General features: G+C 57.0%; 12 protein-coding genes and 1 tRNA gene. 2 read left to right on the top strand and 11 right to left on the bottom strand.

The window, feature by feature from the left end; translation table 11 throughout:
* The 11 genes from secD to VFE46_07605 form a co-directional block, all read right to left on the bottom strand.
* The coding region (gene secD, locus VFE46_07655) for a protein translocase subunit SecD (protein ID HZZ27869.1) at window positions 1-3,246 on the bottom strand (3,246 nt) is incomplete at its 3' end.
* A 104-nt stretch (window positions 3,247-3,350) separates the two neighbouring features.
* Window positions 3,351-3,743: a preprotein translocase subunit YajC gene (gene yajC, locus VFE46_07650; GenBank protein ID HZZ27868.1), complete on the bottom strand. Its 393-nt coding sequence runs from the start codon at window positions 3,741-3,743 to the stop codon at window positions 3,351-3,353.
* A gap of 191 nt (window positions 3,744-3,934) precedes the next feature.
* Entirely contained in the window at window positions 3,935-5,068 is a 1,134-nt protein-coding gene (tgt, locus tag VFE46_07645) for a tRNA guanosine(34) transglycosylase Tgt (protein HZZ27867.1), read from the bottom strand.
* Between the two features lie 10 nt (window positions 5,069-5,078).
* Window positions 5,079-5,447: a hypothetical protein gene (locus VFE46_07640; protein ID HZZ27866.1), complete on the bottom strand. Its 369-nt coding sequence runs from the start codon at window positions 5,445-5,447 to the stop codon at window positions 5,079-5,081.
* A gap of 49 nt (window positions 5,448-5,496) precedes the next feature.
* Window positions 5,497-6,837: a DNA-directed RNA polymerase subunit alpha C-terminal domain-containing protein gene (locus VFE46_07635; protein ID HZZ27865.1), complete on the bottom strand. Its 1,341-nt coding sequence runs from the start codon at window positions 6,835-6,837 to the stop codon at window positions 5,497-5,499.
* A gap of 249 nt (window positions 6,838-7,086) precedes the next feature.
* The gene (locus tag VFE46_07630) at window positions 7,087-7,236 is read right to left on the bottom strand and encodes a hypothetical protein (GenBank protein ID HZZ27864.1); all 150 of its coding nucleotides are present in this window, start codon (window positions 7,234-7,236) and stop codon (window positions 7,087-7,089) included.
* 109 nt (window positions 7,237-7,345) lie between these two features.
* Entirely contained in the window at window positions 7,346-8,203 is an 858-nt protein-coding gene (locus VFE46_07625) for an XdhC family protein (protein HZZ27863.1), read from the bottom strand.
* A gap of 187 nt (window positions 8,204-8,390) precedes the next feature.
* On the bottom strand, window positions 8,391-10,928 hold the full coding sequence (locus VFE46_07620; protein HZZ27862.1) for a molybdopterin cofactor-binding domain-containing protein: 2,538 nt from the start codon (window positions 10,926-10,928) through the stop codon (window positions 8,391-8,393).
* 237 nt (window positions 10,929-11,165) lie between these two features.
* Window positions 11,166-12,668, bottom strand: a complete 1,503-nt coding sequence (locus VFE46_07615; protein HZZ27861.1) for an FAD binding domain-containing protein — start codon at window positions 12,666-12,668, stop codon at window positions 11,166-11,168.
* Between the two features lie 280 nt (window positions 12,669-12,948).
* Window positions 12,949-13,021 (bottom strand) — tRNA-Thr (locus VFE46_07610).
* Window positions 13,022-13,101: 80 nt separating this feature from the next.
* On the bottom strand, window positions 13,102-13,842 hold the full coding sequence (locus VFE46_07605) for a hypothetical protein (GenBank protein HZZ27860.1): 741 nt from the start codon (window positions 13,840-13,842) through the stop codon (window positions 13,102-13,104).
* A 604-nt stretch (window positions 13,843-14,446) separates the two neighbouring features.
* Here VFE46_07605 and VFE46_07600 point away from each other — a divergent pair.
* Complete coding sequence (locus VFE46_07600; GenBank protein ID HZZ27859.1) at window positions 14,447-15,592, top strand: diacylglycerol kinase family protein; 1,146 nt, start codon at window positions 14,447-14,449, stop codon at window positions 15,590-15,592.
* Window positions 15,593-15,746: 154 nt separating this feature from the next.
* The gene (kdsA, locus tag VFE46_07595; GenBank protein ID HZZ27858.1) at window positions 15,747-16,577 is read left to right on the top strand and encodes a 3-deoxy-8-phosphooctulonate synthase; all 831 of its coding nucleotides are present in this window, start codon (window positions 15,747-15,749) and stop codon (window positions 16,575-16,577) included.
* Window position 16,578 lies beyond the last annotated feature (1 nt).

Here is a 16,578-nt window from a genome sequence, read left to right as displayed (position 1 = left end):
AATGAACGTCACCAAAAACACAGTGCCGGAAGTCAAAATGGTCCGCGACAATGTTTGGTTGACCGCCTGGTTAATCATGTTCGCAGTGAGATCGGGACTTTTCCCGCGAATTTCGCGAATTCTATCGAATACCACAATAGTGTCGTTGATAGAGTAACCCACGATGGTGAGCAGGGCGGCCACCACCTCCAGACTAATTTTAAATGGGTCGACCTGCAAAAAACCGAGCGGACCCGCCAGCCAGTAACTTAACGCCAGCGCGCCCACGGCAATAAAGACGTCATGAATCAGCGCCACAATGGCCGCCAAGCCGAAAATCAAATTCTGAAATCGGATCCAAATATACGCGGCCACCAGAATATTGCTTATGCCCAGCGCGTAATACGCGGTGGTTTCGGTGTCGCTGGCCACTTTGCCCCCAATGTTGTTGGCCGTGGGAAACACCGGTGTCTCGGCAAGTTGTTGCCGCACGTTGCCGAGCAGCTTCTCGGTTTGCTCGCGCGGCAATGAAGCGCGCACCGTCCAATCTTTCACCGTGATGCTGCTGCCCGGGGTGTAATCTGGATCGGAACTCGATAAATCGAACACCGCTTCCGGCAGTTGGGCAGCCGTGCGGGCATCATTCAGCATGGTTTCCAATGAAACGTAATTGATGCCATCGGGAAAGTGGAGTTTGGCGACCGTGCCGATTTCCGAAGCCGTTGCTTCTTTCGGAGTAGAGTCTTGATCTTTGGCGGCATCTTTTCCAGCGGCATTTTTCGAAGTCGCGTCTTTGCCGCTGGCTTGCTTAGCGGCGTCATTTTTGGGGGCGGCCTGTTTTGCTCCCGCGTCCTTAGTTTCCGAATTTTTGGCCCCGGAATCTTTGGTGCCGGCGCTTTCGTCCTCGGATTTGGCGTCCGTCGCTGCGGCCGAAGTATTTTCCGACGATGCCGGCGCGACCGAGGCAATTTCCATCGAATACATTTTCAGCTCGCCGGAGAAAATGCTCTTCAATTTATCTTTGAGCGCTTTAATCGCCTCAACATTCGATTTTTCTGTTCCCTTCTCGCCTTGATACGATGTATCAATGTTAAAGTGCGTGTCGTGCTCAGCCGTGTCGTTGCTGGCCACGGCGCTGACGGAAACGTCGGGCAATTTGGCCTGGGTTACCTTTTCGCGCACCAATTTAATGTCTGTCGGCTTGTTGAATACCACTTGCACAGCGGTGCCGCCGGTGAAGTCGATGCCGAACAAGCCGGCTCCCCCCAGCAATCCTGCTTCGCGGCATACGGCGGCTCCCATGCCAATGACAATGGCCGTGACCGAAATCGTCATCCACCGCGGCATCCATTTCACAAAATCGAATTGCGTTTTGCCGAAAATGTGCATCATGCTTAATTTATTCAGCCAGTGTTGACGCTCGGCAACGTCGAACACAATCCGCGAACAATACACGGCGGTGAACAAATTCAAAAGCAAACCTAACACCAGCGTAGTGGCAAAGCCGCGCAATTGGTCGGTTCCAATCACAAACAACACAATGCCGGTAATTAGCGTTGTGCAGTGCGAGTCGATAATGGTGGTCATGGCCCGGCCAAACCCATTGCGAATGGCCATCCGCAGCGCCGCCCCGCGCTCCTGTTCTTCCCGCATGCGCTCGTAAATGAGCACGTTGGCATCCACGGCCATACCAACGCTAAGCACCAAGCCTGCCAAGCCGGCCAGCGTGAGGTGGGCTTTAATGAGAATCATCACCGCCATCACCAGCACTAAATTCATCAGCACCGCCAAATTGGCGACAAGGCCGCAGAAGCGGTAATAAATTTGCATGAAAATCAGCACCGCCACGGTGGCCAAACCCATCGACCACGCGCCGGCCTTAATGGTGTCGGTCCCCAATTGCGCGCTGGCCGAATATTCCGAGACGGGAATTTTGCTGAGCGCGGCGGGCAAGCTGCCGGCGTTCAAAATGTCGACCAAAAACTGCACTTGTTCCGGCGTAAAATTGCCCGTGATTTGTCCCTGGTTGCTGATTCTTCCACGGATGGAGGGCGCCGATTTCAAGACACCATCCAGCACAATGCCCAACTGATAGGCCAGCGTGCCGTTGGGATCCGGCAAATGGGTGCCGGTCAAATCACCAAACAGGCCCGCTCCTTCAGAATTAAACGAGAACGACACCATCGGCCGTCCCGATTCCGTGTCACTGGCCGGCGCGGCGCGGGACAGATAGTGACCGTCCACGTCGCCAGGGCTGACAATGACCAATCGTTCCCATTCTCCCTTTTTATTTTGCCGAGCGATGGTGGAGGGTTCCTTCAACATCGATTCGTTGGAGAACTCCGGCTGAGTCGAGTCGACCGGCACCCACTGGCCGACAATTTCGTCTTGGCCATCGGCGTTGACCATTTTCACATCATGCCCCGGCGTCTGGTCGGCCAGCTCAATGTACTTGCGATGCTTAGGCGCAGCCGGATTGGCCAAAATGCGGAACTGCATGGCGCCGGCCGTGCTGATTTTATCTTTAATCAAATCAACTTCCGCCGGCTCGGCCTGCGGAATAATAACTTCCACCCGGTCGGTGCCCATGCGGCGCACGGTCACTTCTTTTTGTCCGCCGGGATTCACACGCTTGCCGATGGCCGAGGTCAGCCGGTCCATGTCGACCGTGCGCGTGTTGCGCACGCCATACACCAGCACTTGCTGGCCGGCTCGAATGGGTCGGGCTTCCACTAGCAATTCCGCATCGGCCAAGCGGATTTTGGAAATCTGCTGCTCCACTTTGGCCGTTTCCGCGGGATCGGCCCCCGGCAGCGTTACCTCCAATTGCCCGGAGTCCTCGTTGGAGCCCACCGTGGAAGTGAACCCGGCATCTTGCAATTCTTTGTGAACTTGATCGGCGACATCGGGCAAATTGACCGTGCTAGTTTTCGATTGATCGACTTCGTACACCAAAATTACGCCGCCGCTTAAATCGATGCCCAAACGCGGGGGCCAGCCAACCAGGCAAATGGCAATGCCGGCCGTGATTGCAAAGATCAGCAGCCCAATCTTCCAGGCATAATCGTTCATCCGAATTTTTTTGGCGATCGATTGCCCCAGCAGGAAGGGCATAATAATTACCACCAGGGCAATTAAAAAGCCAAACCACGCCTGGTGATACCAGGGGATCGATGGCCCGGCAGCCGCCGCAGCCGAAGTTGCCGCCGCGGCAGCCGGTGCAGTAGCTTGGGCGAACAATGCAATCATGGAGTGAAGCGTCGACATGGCGTGTTCCAATCCTTTGATAGGCAACGGAGAGAAGAGCGTGAGCCAGGTTCTTTCGACTCAGCGTTCGATTTCCCTCCGTGGTGATTTGCTTTCGATTTTGGTCACTTCGCTTCTGTTTCGCTTTGCTCGACCACCACCCGGGCGATGGCGCCAAACGTGACATCCAGCTTGGTATTGGTGGTCTCGTCGACTTTAATGGTTACCCGATCGGCATCCCGTTGCACGTTCGCCACGACCCCATAAATGCCGCCAATGGTGACCACTCGATCGTTCTTTTTTAGCGCTTCCAGCAGGGCTTTATGATCCGCTTGCTTGCGCTTTTCGGGGCGCATCATCAGAAAGTAAAACAGCACAAAAATCAGAATCAGCGGAAACATCATTTGCACAATGCTTCCGCCCTGCGACCCGGCAGCGCCGCCCCCGGCGGCGGGAGCTTTCTCGTCAGCAGCCAACAGCAGTACAAAATTTACACAGCTATAAACGGCGGTCGGCACGGGGTTCCCCATGGGTGACACGGAATGGAAATCGCCCGGTAGTCCAGGGCGAATTGCGTATCTTAAGCCTTTGCGGCGTATAGGGGAAGGGCAGGGGAAAGCAATGCCGAATGACAACACGAAGTGGCGGAGCTAAATGCCAATGACCAAATTGTTATTCTTCACACGGGTCATTGATTTGGGACCACGGGTCATTGATCTGCAAAGCCGCCGTTGCTCCAGCGCAGTAGTTTCGCGGCCTTAAACTCCACAAACCGATTCTCTGCAATTGCCTGGCGTGCTTCGGCGAGCAAGCGTTGATAAAAAGTAATGTTATGCGCCGTGAGCAGCACGGGCCCCAGCATTTCGTCCGCCATAAATAAGTGCCGCAAATAACCGCGGCTGCGGCGACAGGCAGGGCAGGGGCAACCTTCTTCCAGGGGTCGCGGATCGTCGGCAAATTTTTGATTGCGCACTCGCAAAGTGCCGGTGTTGGTGAAGGCCATCGCATTGCGACCATTGCGCGTGGGCAATACGCAATCGAACAGATCGATGCCCCGCGCAATGCCTTCCAATAAATCTTGCGGCCGGCCCACGCCCATCAAATACCGCGGCTTATCGTCAGGCAATGCGGGCACGCTTTCTTCCAGAATACGGTACATTTCTTCCGGGGGTTCGCCCACGCTCAATCCGCCCACCGCGTAACCGGGAAAATCGAGTTGCCGCAGTGCTTCGGTGCACTCGATGCGCAACTTTACATCCAGGCCGCCTTGCACGATGGCAAATTGGGCCTGATCGGCTCTGCGATGCGCCGCTTGGGCGCGCTGGGCCCAGCGAATGCTGCGCTGCATGGCGTCGTGCAAAATGTGCGTTTCGTTGGGCAGCGCCACGACGTGATCCAGCACCATGGCCACGTCGCTCCCCAGTGCTTCTTGAATTTGCACCGCCCGCTCCGGAGAAAGCTCCACGAGGTTGCCATCCAGATGTGAGCGAAACGCGGCGGTTTGCTCCGTAATTTTCACATTCGCCGCCAGGCTGAACACCTGAAAGCCGCCGCTGTCGGTTAGGATGGGGCCGTCCCAACCCATAAACTGGTGCAGCCCTCCCAGTTGCTCCACAATTTTTTCGCCCGGCCGCAGCGCCAAGTGATACGTGTTGGCCAAAATCATTTGTGCGCCGGTCGCGCGCAGCATGTCGATCTCCAGCCCCTTTACCGTGCCTTGCGTGCCCACCGGCATGAAGGCGGGCATTTCCACCGGCCCATGCGGCGTGGTGAATGTCGACCGCCGTGCGGCGCAGTCCGCGTCGACCGAATGGACCCGAAATGAAAACGGCGGCTGGCTCATGGGGAGTGCATTATTTCGCACGCAGCAGCCGCCAGGCAATGATGAACAGCACGCCCCACATTAGATCGATGATGCCGGCAGCCAACATGGCATCGGGCACGCGCTGTTGGAAATACAATGCTACCGCCGCAATGCCGAAGCTGAATTTTTCAAGTACGGAGGGAAGCAGCATCGGGCGGAAGCGCACCGGATCTTGCGCCATGATTAAAAATGCAATTTGCCAGGCAATTCCCACGCCCAAAAAGCCATAAAAGAACTCCGGATGGCCAATGGCGGGAGGATGCTGCTCGTTAATGTGCCCTTCCATGAAATAATGCGGCACGAGCACAATCAGTCCGTAGATGCCGGCCAGACGAAGCGTCCAACGAGCGAATTTCACGCACCCTCCTTCACGTGATATTCCACGGCCCGGCCAGGCTTGCCGGGCATCAATCGCCGCGCAGCTTCAGATTCTTGGCCGTGAGTTTTTCGCGCACTTCGTTCAGGCTGGTGACGCCGAAGTTTTTGCACTCCAGCAAATCGTCGCCGGTCCGGCGCACCAATTCCCCAACGGTATTAATGCCCAAGCGCACCATGCACTTGCGGGCCCGCACCGAAAGCTGCAGATCGGTAATGGGCCGCTCCAGCAAGGCCTGCTCGTCGGGCGTAACAACTTCCGGCTCGTAAATGGGCTCCGGCACCGCCGCTTCTTTGGCAAACATCCCCAGCGACAACCCCTTGGCTGTCATCATTTCGCGAATTTCCACGAGCGAGGTTTCGCCGAAGTTTTTGCTGTTGAGCAAATCGTTCTCGGTGGTTTTGGCGAGCTCGCCGAGCGTCATAATGCCCATCTTTTGCAGGCAATTGCGGCTGCGCACCGAAAGCTCGAAATCGGTCACCGGCACGCTGAGCACCTGGCTGAGCCGATCGCGGCGGCGGCGCTCGTCTTCATCGTAGAACATGTCGCGCGAGGCGTTCACGTCTTTCAGATACAACCGGGCGCGCGGATGATTGGGAAACACATCCAAAATCCGCTGATAACATTGCAAGGCGCGGTCGTATAGATTGCGATCTTCATACAACACCCCCAGATTCAACAGCGAGCCGACATGCGCCGGATACCGGGCTACGGAGCGCTCGTACAAATCGATGGCCGTGTCGTCGTTGCCGTGGCGATCGTTTTCCATCGCCAAGCCGAACAACGCGCCGGCATGCTTCGGATCGTTCGCAACGGCCCGTTCAAACAAAGCAACCACTTCACTAGGGTTGCCCGACATGGCCGAGACCGTTGCCCCGCGCTGAAATAAATATTCTGCCGTTTGCTCCACGGCGCCGGAAAGCTTGTCGAGCACCTCCAGCGCCCCTTTCGGGTTGCCGGCGGAACGCAATACATCTGCTCGGGCCAAGGCGCAAGCGTCGGCGTCATAGCCGGCTCGGGCGGCGGCTTGATAGGATTCCATCGCCTGCTCGTGTAAATGCTGCGCAGCCTGGGTACGTGCCAAATAGAACAAAGCCAGCGCGCCGCCATCGCCTTTTTTCAATGTTTCAACGGCGCTGTTGTAACGGCCCAACAGAAAGTAACAAACGCCCAAGCGCACAGCGGCGGCCGGACTGCGGTCTTCACTGTCTTCGACTTCTCCTACCGCTTCGCGCAACAACCGATGGGCTCCTGGATCCTCGCTTAAAGCCCCCATCATTTGCTCCACTTCGCGCGGCCCAAACGTTCCATTCCCCAGGGCAATTTGTTTGATGTTTATTCCCGGTGCAGTCCCGACCATTCCGATAGACATAACTTCCACTCCGGCTTGCGGTTTTGAAAACTCGCCGACATATCGAATCTCATAATGTACCAAACCAGGCCTGCCTCGGGCAATCCCTGCGTGGCTGACGGTGGTGGTACCTGCGTGGCTAAATTTACGGCCGGCGTGGGCGAATTTCGGCAGATGCAGTCCGCTCCCAAGCTAAGGGCGCGATTCAAACTGTCCAACGAATGTGGTTGATGGGCATCCAGCGTGGTGCGGGAAACTTGATGACCGTTTTTACCCGAAATGCCAGCCGCTGAACCAGTCGCGCAGGTGCACAGAAATGTTGAACAGCGCAACTTTCACGCCGGCAAAGATATCTGATGTGCCGCGCAGCCAAGCAATGATCAACAGGCCCACCAGCGTAGCGCCGACAAACGTCGCCAATCGAGAAACGCTTTTTAAAATTCTGCGCACCGTCATACCCAAATATAGATCAGGCTATGGCCGGAGGCAGGGCCAAAGTTTTGCGTTTTCCCGCATGGGCGTTGGTTCTTCAGGATTTTGGCACCGCATCGCGGCATTGGATGAATTCGGCGGCAATGCTCACCGCAATTTCGCCCGGCTGATTCGTGCCCAGCGGCAATCCGATGGGGCAGCGGAACTGTTCGGCCAAATCTTTTGCCATGCCCGCTTCGATCAGCTCCCGCACCAGCACTTTGCGCTTGGCCTGGCTGCCGATAACACCGAGATAGGGCAACTGGAAATTCTGCGAGAGAATTGCGGCACCCTCACGCCGGCCCTCTCCCAAAGGGCGAGGGAGATTGCGTTCCAAAATCGCTTGTAAAATCGGCCGATCGGTCTTGTGTCCCATAGTCATGCAAATGACGTAATCTTCCGGCCGCAATTCGGAAACAAAATCTCGCGGCTCAGGCAGCAACACCGTGCGCAGCTTGGGGGAATGCGGCAGCTTGGCCAGCCATTCTTCCCGCTGATCGATGCAAATTAAGCGGCACTCCAAGAGCAGCAGCAACCGCACCAGCGCCTGGGCTACGTGGCCGGCGCCGAATACCACGATCCGCCACTCGTGGAAGTTGTACGCTTCAAACAACAGCTTCACCACGCCGCCGCAGGTCATGCCCACATCGCGCTGCAAGTTCCACTCCACGAGCGCACAAGTCGGCGAGCCGTTGGCCGCATGATTGAGCAACTCCTGCGCATGCCCGATGGCTTTGCTTTCCACCTTTCCGCCGCCGACCGTGCCGAACACGAGGCCCGACGTATCGATCAGCATTTTCGTGCCGGCATCCGAGGGAGTGCTGCCGACGGTTTCCACCAGCGTGACCGCCGCAAACGGCCGCCCCGCGGAAGAAAGCTCAGCCAGTTTTTCAACAAACTCGTGCGGAACAGCCATGGGTAAATCAATTAATTAAAATTCACCGCAGAGACGCGGAGTAGCAGAGAAGACAAAACATGAAAAACAATTAGGAAGCCAGGAAACCAGACAAGAAGTATTCATTGATAATGGCTGATGTAGCTTAACCGTTAATTCCCTTTCCTGCATTCCTGGCTTCCTTATAAATTCTTTGCCGCATTTGCGTTTATTTGCGTTGATTCGCGGCCATTTCCTCTCCGCGTCTCTGTGTCTCTGTGGTGAAACTTCCATTGGCGGTTTTGGTGCTGGCCGGTCGCCGCGGCTGAACCAGCGTTAAGCAGCGCAAAATTTCTTCCCCCGTCGCCGGCAAGCGCAGTTCGCTGGCCACAGCCTGCGAAACGCAACCGAGCGCATGCTTCACCGCCGTCCACACGCACGTGGCGTGCATCAACGGCGGCTCACCCACCGCCTTGCTGCTGGCTACGTTTTCCGTGTTATCGTCGTTGGGAAACAAGTCGCAATTGAACACCGGTGGCACGTCGGTCACGGCCGGAATTTTGTACGTGGTCGGCGAGTGCGACAGCAACTCTCCGCGCTCGTTGTACACCAGGCATTCGCCGGTCACCCAGCCCATGCCTTGGATAAACCCGCCAATGATTTGCCCCATGTCCACGCCGGGATTAATCGATCGGCCAATATCCATTAGCATGTCGACGCGCGGCACGGTCAACTCGCCGGTGAAGCGATCGATTTTCACCTCCGCCACCGCCGCTCCCTGCGTGAAATAAAAGAATGGATTGCCGCACCCGGTTTCGCGATTGAAATCGACCCCCGGCGTGGCGTAAAACCCACGGGCGCCCAAATCGACCCGTTCTCGCCGGGCCATTCTGCAAAATTCGCCAAACGGAATGCGCCGCTGTGGATGGCGAACGTCAAACACCTGGCCATCTTCAAAGGCGATGCTATTGGATGATTCGCTCAAGCCCAACTCGGTGGAAGCCAACTGCCGGGCGGCGAACATGGCCATTCGCGATTTAATTTGCCGGCAAGCGTTCACGGCGGCGGCGCCGTTCAAATCGGTTCCGGCTGAGGCGGCGGTGGGCGAGGTGTTGATATTTTTTTCGGTCGACGTAGCCATCACCACCACGCGTTCCAGCGGCAGGCCAAACTCGTCGGCCACCAGTTGCCGGACTTTCACATACAGCCCTTGCCCCATTTCCGTGCCGCCGGTGGAAACCTGCACCGTGCCGTCGTGATATACGTTGACCAGCGCGTTGCCTTGATTCAAAAATTTCGTGGTGAACGAAATCCCAAACTTCACCGGCGACAACGCCAGCCCACGCAACCATAGCCGGTCGGTCTGGTTGGTTGCTTCAATTTCTTTCAGCCGGCGCTGGTATTCGCTGGTGTTGGCCAACTGCGCCAATATTTCCGGCAGATGATTTTTCTTGAACAGTTGGCCGTAGGGCGTAATATTGCGGTCTTCGGTGCCATACAGGTTTTGGACCTGCACGTGCAAGCTGTTGATCGACCGCCCACTGCTGGGCAAGCCAGCAGTGGCACCTGCGAGAATAATTTGGCCGTCGTGGTGGATCTTGCCGTTGGCTTGTCCATCGTGCGGCGCCTCACCATTGTGTGCCGCACTATTTAACCCTGAGGCGCGAGATTTCAAGTAGCCCGCCACTTCATGAATCATGTTCTCCGTGGCGGCAATGCCTTGCGGGCCGCCAAAGCCGCGGAAGGCCGTGTTGGGCGGATAATTGGTAAAGCACACCTGACCCCGGATTTCGATATTCGGGAAGTAATACGAATTGTCGGTGTGGAGCATCGTCCGTTCCATCACCGAAGTAGAAAGATCGGCCGCCGCGCCGCCGTCGGAATAATATTGCACTCGGTAAGCTAAAATGCGGCCGTCGTCGTCAAAGCCCACTTCCCACTCGGCCCGGTAGGCGTGCCGCTTGCCGGTGGAGCACATGTCGTCGTCTTTGTTGTAAATCACCCGGGCGGAGCGGCCAGTTTTTTGCGCCACCAGCGCGGCCATCACCGCCGGTATGCTTCCCTGCGTTTCCTTGCCGCCGAAGCCGCCCCCCATGCGCTTGCAAATGCAGACCACCTGGTGCATGTGCAGACCCAGCGCCTCGGCCACCACATGCTGCGTTTCGGTGGGATTCTGCGTGGAACTGTAAACCACCATTTCCCCTTGTTCGCCGGGATACGCCAGCGCCGCCTGCGATTCCAAATAAAATTGCTCCTGCCCCAAATTATGAAACACGCCGGACAATCGATGCGGCGCCGTTTTCATTGCCGCGTCCACATCGCCCCAGGCAATCCTTCGCGCCGGACCAATGAACCGCTTCAATTCTACAGCCAGTTCAATCGACAAAATCGGCTCGCTGGCGGTCACGTTGATTTTTACCAGCCGCCGCGCTTTTTCGAGCACCGCGCGTGATTCCGCCGCCACCACCACCACCGGCTGGCCGACGTACAGCACTCGATCTTTCGGCAGCACCGGCTCGTCGCAAATAATCGCGCCGAAAATGTTTTTCCCCGGCAAATCATCGGCCGTGAATAGGGCCGCCACGCCGGGCAGCGCTCGGGCAGCGGATAAATCGATCGATTCAATCAACCCGCTCGCCACCGGGCTGCCGACAAAGCCCACGTGCAACTCGTCGACGCGCGCCGGCATGTCGTCAATATACGGAGCCGCTCCGGTCACATGACCAACAGCCGAATCGTGCGGAATGGGTTTGCCAACGTGAGGCATAAAGTTCACAACCAGTTTGATTTCACCACGGAGACACAGTAGAGACAGCGGGAAAGAAACTTATAAGGAAGTCAGGAATGCAGGAAAGGAACGCATGGAACTGACATAAGCAACATCCTTATTCTCTTTCCTGGTTTCTCGGCTTCCTAATAATTTTCAGGTTTTGTCTTGTCTGAATCCGGATAGTTCAGACCCACTCTTCTCCGTGTCTCTGTGTCTACGTGGTAAAATATTGACTTAGACCGACGCCATTTCATGTTCGTGATAAAACTTCAAAAGCACGTTGCGCGCTAACTGAAAACGATAATCCTGGCTGCCGCGCACATCGCTGATGGGCGTAATCTCGGCCACGGCCACGTCGCCGGCTTCTGCCATCGTTTCTGCCGTGATCGCTCGCCCCTCTAGGAATTGTTCGGTCTTTCGCAGCCGCAGCACAGTTGGCCCCACGGCCCCATAGGCCAAGGCCGCGTGCGAAATCGTTTCACTAGCCAATTCCAGGCGCAGGGCAGCTGTGAATGTGGAAATATCCAAATCGCGCCGCCGCGACACTTTGTACAGCCGCAGCAATTCGCCGGGACAGGGCAGGGGAATGCGAATGCTCACCAGCAGTTCATCTGGCCGCAAATCGAATTTCTTATAGCTGTGATAAAACTGATTGATGTTCACAGTGCGGCGCCCCGTCGGCCCGGCCAACTCCAGCTCCGCCTCCATGACGAACAAAAACGGCAGCGAATCGGCAATGGGCGATGCGTTAATGATGTTCCCGCCGATCGTTCCCACGTGCCGAATTTGCGGCGAGCCAAACACCGACACAATTTCCGCGAACTCCGGCACTTCGCTGCGACACAGCTCCAGCAATTGCGTCCACGTAGCCCGTGCTCCCGCCACAATTTGGCGGGTGCCCGCGATAGATTCCACGGCCAATTCTTCCAACTCCACCACGCGGTTCAAATCTAAAAACGTGGCTGGCGCAATCACCCGTTTGTTCAATTGCACGCCGACGTCGGTCGCCCCGGCGATAATTTTTGCTTGCGGATTTTCTCGTCGAAACGCTACGGCCTGGTCAATCGTCGTGGGGCCATAGGCGCGACGCTGCATTCCACCATCTGCGAACTGCAAATCGAGTACGTCATTGCGGAGCGCACTCAGTTGTTCCAACATTGCCGCCGGCGGATACAAATCGTTCAGCGTCGAAGTCCCGGCCGCCACAGCCTGCAAACCTGCTTTCAAAATCGTTGTGTATCCGGTACAGCGGCACAAATTGCCCGTCAGTTCATGCCGCCACTGTTCTTCGCTGGCGGCATGGCCATTGCACGTTTCGCACACGCCGTGCATGGCCATCACAAAGCCGGGGGTGCAAAAGCCGCATTGCGAGCCGTGGCATTCCACCATGGCTTGCTGCACGGAAGTCAGACGCGGCTCGTGGGAATGGCTTGCTGGAGGATTACCAAGACGAGCGCTCAGCCCGCCAATTCCTTCTACCGTAACCACATGCACGCCATCGAGCTGGAACATTTGCCGAATGCAAGAATCGATGGGCCGGTACCGAAGCGCTTCCCCCTCCGGCTGCCCGACCAGCACCGTGCAGGAGCCGCAATCTCCTTCGGAGCAAACAATTTTGGTGCCGGTCAGCCCGCGACGGTAGCGGAGAAAATCGCTGAGGCTGAGGAAGCAATCGCTGCCGTAAACCTCGTGTCGATTTCCATTGAGAAATAGAACGAGATGATCGCGAATGGCCATGTGGGGACTTGTACCAAAAGGCCGATGCTGCCGGCGGCAAACCACGCGCGCGGTTTGTCGGCAATGCTCGGCCGCCTGTCCTTAAATATACTTTACCCTGTCGCTAAGTAGAACGGCTGGAACAGGAACTGGCCGTTTGATTTCTGGCAGTAGGCCGGCGAGAAAACCCCGTTTCCCTTATTGGGGGGTAACCTGATCCGCGTTAGTCCGTCTGTGGGGGGAAGCTTAGACCAAGAAAAAACCCAAGCTCTGGGCCGTGTTGAGCCAAAACTTGGGTTGAAGCCGGCCCCGGGAATCGAACCCGGAACCTACGCATTACGAATGCGTCACTCTGCCAATTGAGCTAGGCCGGCAATGAAACTCTGTTGATTGTAAGCGGAGCGAAAATCCGCCAGTTCCTCTAAAAACACCGTAGAAGATGCCCTCCGGGCCGTCAATAGCCGAGGGTGTTTTTCGAGCGGCCGCCGCCGGTCGATAAAACCGTGCTCTGGGCGGCAGTTTCGGCCGGCGATGCAATCGAGGCGCCGTCACTCGCATTTGGCGCCGCTGTGGGCACTGCAGTGTGCAAGGGGGCGCTGGTTGCAGCCGGCGCGGCCAGCACTGCAGTTCTGCCCGCTGCACTTGGTACTGCGGCGGAGGCCGCACTGGGTCCAACGGCCGGAGCCACGCCCGGTGCTTGGTCCAACATCGGCACGGTCATGTCGGTAATCATCACTTCAGCCACGGCTCGCAGGTCAATCGCGTTATCAATGCTTTCTTGTATTTGGTGCTTCAACCGGCCCAGCGCCGGCTCGTCAAATTCCAGGCCATGGGCGTTTCGCAACAGCCCTTCAATGCTCTCGCGCACTCGGAATTCGTGCGAGGTCATGCGCGTGCGGGCGGCAGCATCCAAATCGTCGAGAAACCGCACGTGCAAATCGAATTTTCCGGGCACGGTGCGATCGCCGCTATCGCCTGCCATCACGGAAAAAGTGCCGACCGTGAATTCCGGCTGAACGGGCGCCTTGGCAGCCGACTTTCGCAAGATCACAAAAATCACGGTGTGCACCACCAACGAACCCACGACAATTGCCACTAGCCAGCGGCCTATCTTTGCCGATTTCCACCACGGCTTGGCAGCCGGGGCTTTAGCAGGCGCATCGGCAGACGTTTTTTCTTTAGGGGCTTCGGCCATGTTCGGCAAAGTGATGACGTGGTTTCAAACGATCTTCGTCTGCGGCATCCCTAGGATGTGGGCGAGGGCAAACCCGAAGACTATACAAGGCTAGCACGCCGTTTGGACGGAAAAAGTGGAAGAATTGGCGCGAAAAAGAGTCGCCTAGGATCGAATTAGGCGAGCGCAAAAAAATCGGGGTCCCTGACGTGTCAATGACGCATTGACCGTGCCAGATGGTCAGGGGCAAGGCAACCATCTAGCCAAACCCGTCAGAGACCCCGCGGGCCATCAAATTGATGTTGGCGGAGCCAAACGGTGTTGACTTAATGCAACCACCGTGCCGCCTGTGCTGGCAACCGGTCGCATTGGGGCCTTTCGATTCGCCATATCCACAGCATATTTAATGAGTTACGATAATTGCATAAAATAATTTCGTGGATATTTTCGCGCTCGCCGGGGCGGATCGACTTGCAACACCTGTCGAATATTACTGAAGTAAGCTGCAGCGGTTCGTTATAACTCGACCTTGCTCGAGCTGCTTCAATCTGGTGTCCCGAACTGAGATTCCCACGGAGCTCGATTCGCCGCAGAGGGCCTGTCCACTGCTTATTGGGTGATTAGTTTGAGCGATCAAACACCAACGCCGCAGCCGCTTCCGACCACGGCCAAAACGGTGCTGGTATTTGCCAATCCGACGGCCGGCAGCGGCAGTCGACGAGCGGCCCTGGAACAGCTTTGCCGCGAATTATCCAGCCGCCAATTGGAGCCCCGACGGATCGATTCGCTCAATGAACTCGCCAGCGAATCCGCAACCCTGCAGGCCGGCGGCCAACTGCGGGCCATTGTTTCCGCCGGCGGCGACGGTACCGCGGCCGAAATTGCCAACCGCACTTCGCCGAGTACGCCGATCGCCATTTTCCCGATGGGAACCGCGAATTTACTGGCCGGTTACTTGGACATTTCCCACGATCCGACACGGATGGCACACATCATTTCCCAGGGACATGTGCGATTTTTCGATGCCGGCCGGGCCAATGGCCGACTGTTTTTGCTGATGGCTGGCATCGGATTCGATGCGGAAGTGGTTCACCGAGTCCATTCGGCCCGAACAGGTAACATTCGTGGCTGGGCCTATGCCAAACCAATTTGGCAGGCCATTCGTAATTATCAGTACCCGCCCCTGCGGGTGTACTGCGCCCGGAACAGCGAAGTGCGCAATAGAGAAGTAGGGGCAAGCGGCGTCGTTGCCGGTCCGATCCCCTCGGCCGGCAACGACTATGCCGAGCGGCACAGCGCGGGCCTGGGAGGCGAATTGATGGACCACAGCTGGCCGCAACGGGCCACTACCGAGGCTGCGGCGTTGGCCGGGAGCACGGCCGCCTCCGAAGTGGAAAATGACGGTTGGTTGGAGCCGATTGCGTGTCGCTGGGCATTTGTGTTCAACATCTCGCGCTATGCCGGGGGATTGAATTTTGCGCCCGCCGCCAACGGTTGCGACGGCCAGCTCGATTGGTGTACTTTTCAGCACGGCGGCTTACTGGCCGGTTTAAAATATTTGGGGGCAATTGTGCGCGGCCGGCATCCAGAATTGCCGGAGTGCATCACCGGGTGCGGCGTGCGTTTTCGAATTGAATCGGACCAGCCAGTTCCTTACGAGCTGGATGGCGACCCCGGCGGCATGCTTCCGTTAACGATCGAAATTGTTCCGCAGCGATTGTGCTTGCTTGTGCCGGAAAATTGGCCGCCAGCTTCAATTAAAATAGATTAGTCGTGCGGCACGGGAACCCCTAAGCGGTTCGGAGCAAACCGACGTTGTCATTTCGGGCTGGCTCGTCTGCGGTTTATTGCTGTTGGCTAAATTGTTATGCTCATCGGCGTCGAACTCTGCTGAGAATTCGCTACGAAAATCATAGGCGGTTTCTGTGCCGAACCAACCTGCCATCATCGGACCCTATCGCTGCGGCCGCGGCCAACCGTTGCTGTTGATCGCCGGCCCGTGCGTCATCGAAACGCCGGAATTGACGCTCTCCATCGCCACACGGCTGAAAAAAATCACCCAGAGCTTGCCCGTGCAATTGGTGTTCAAAGCCTCGTTCGATAAAGCCAATCGCACAAGCGCCAACTCGTTCCGCGGCCAGGGACTGGAAGCGGGCTTGGAAGTTTTGGCGAAGGTGAAAGCTGAAACTGGCTTGCCCGTAACTGCCGATATTCACGAATCGCACCAGGCGGCTCCGGCGGCCGAAGTTTGCGATTTGCTGCAAATTCCCGCCTTTTTGTGCCGGCAAACCGATTTGCTTGTGGCTGCTGCGCAAACCGGCCGCGCCGTCAACGTGAAGAAAGGGCAGTTCGTCGCCCCATGGGATATGAAGCATGCCCTCGCCAAGTTGGAATCGGCCGGCTGCCAAAATATTTTACTGTGCGAGCGCGGCACGTTCTTCGGCTACGGACGCTTGGTGAACGACATGCGCGCCATTCCCGAAATGCAATCGCTGGGCGTGCCTGTCGTGTTCGATGCCACGCACAGCGTGCAGGAGCCGGGAGGCTTGGGCGCGAAAACCGGCGGCAATCGGGCGATGGTGGAACCACTGGCCCGGGCGGCCACCGCTATGGGCGTAGACGGTTTGTTTTTCGAAACGCATCCCGAGCCCGACAAATCTCCCAGCGACGGCCCGAACATGGTTCCGTTAGATCAATTCGCTGCATTGCTCGAACGAATGTTGCGCATCCATGAGACGGTCGAGAAACTGGACTGAA

It is taken from the genome of Pirellulales bacterium, from assembly GCA_035656635.1.
Lineage (GTDB): Bacteria > Planctomycetota > Planctomycetia > Pirellulales > JADZDJ01 > DATJYL01.
The sequence above is the reverse complement of the archived record's forward strand: the minus strand, read 5'-3'. Positions and strand labels throughout refer to the sequence as shown.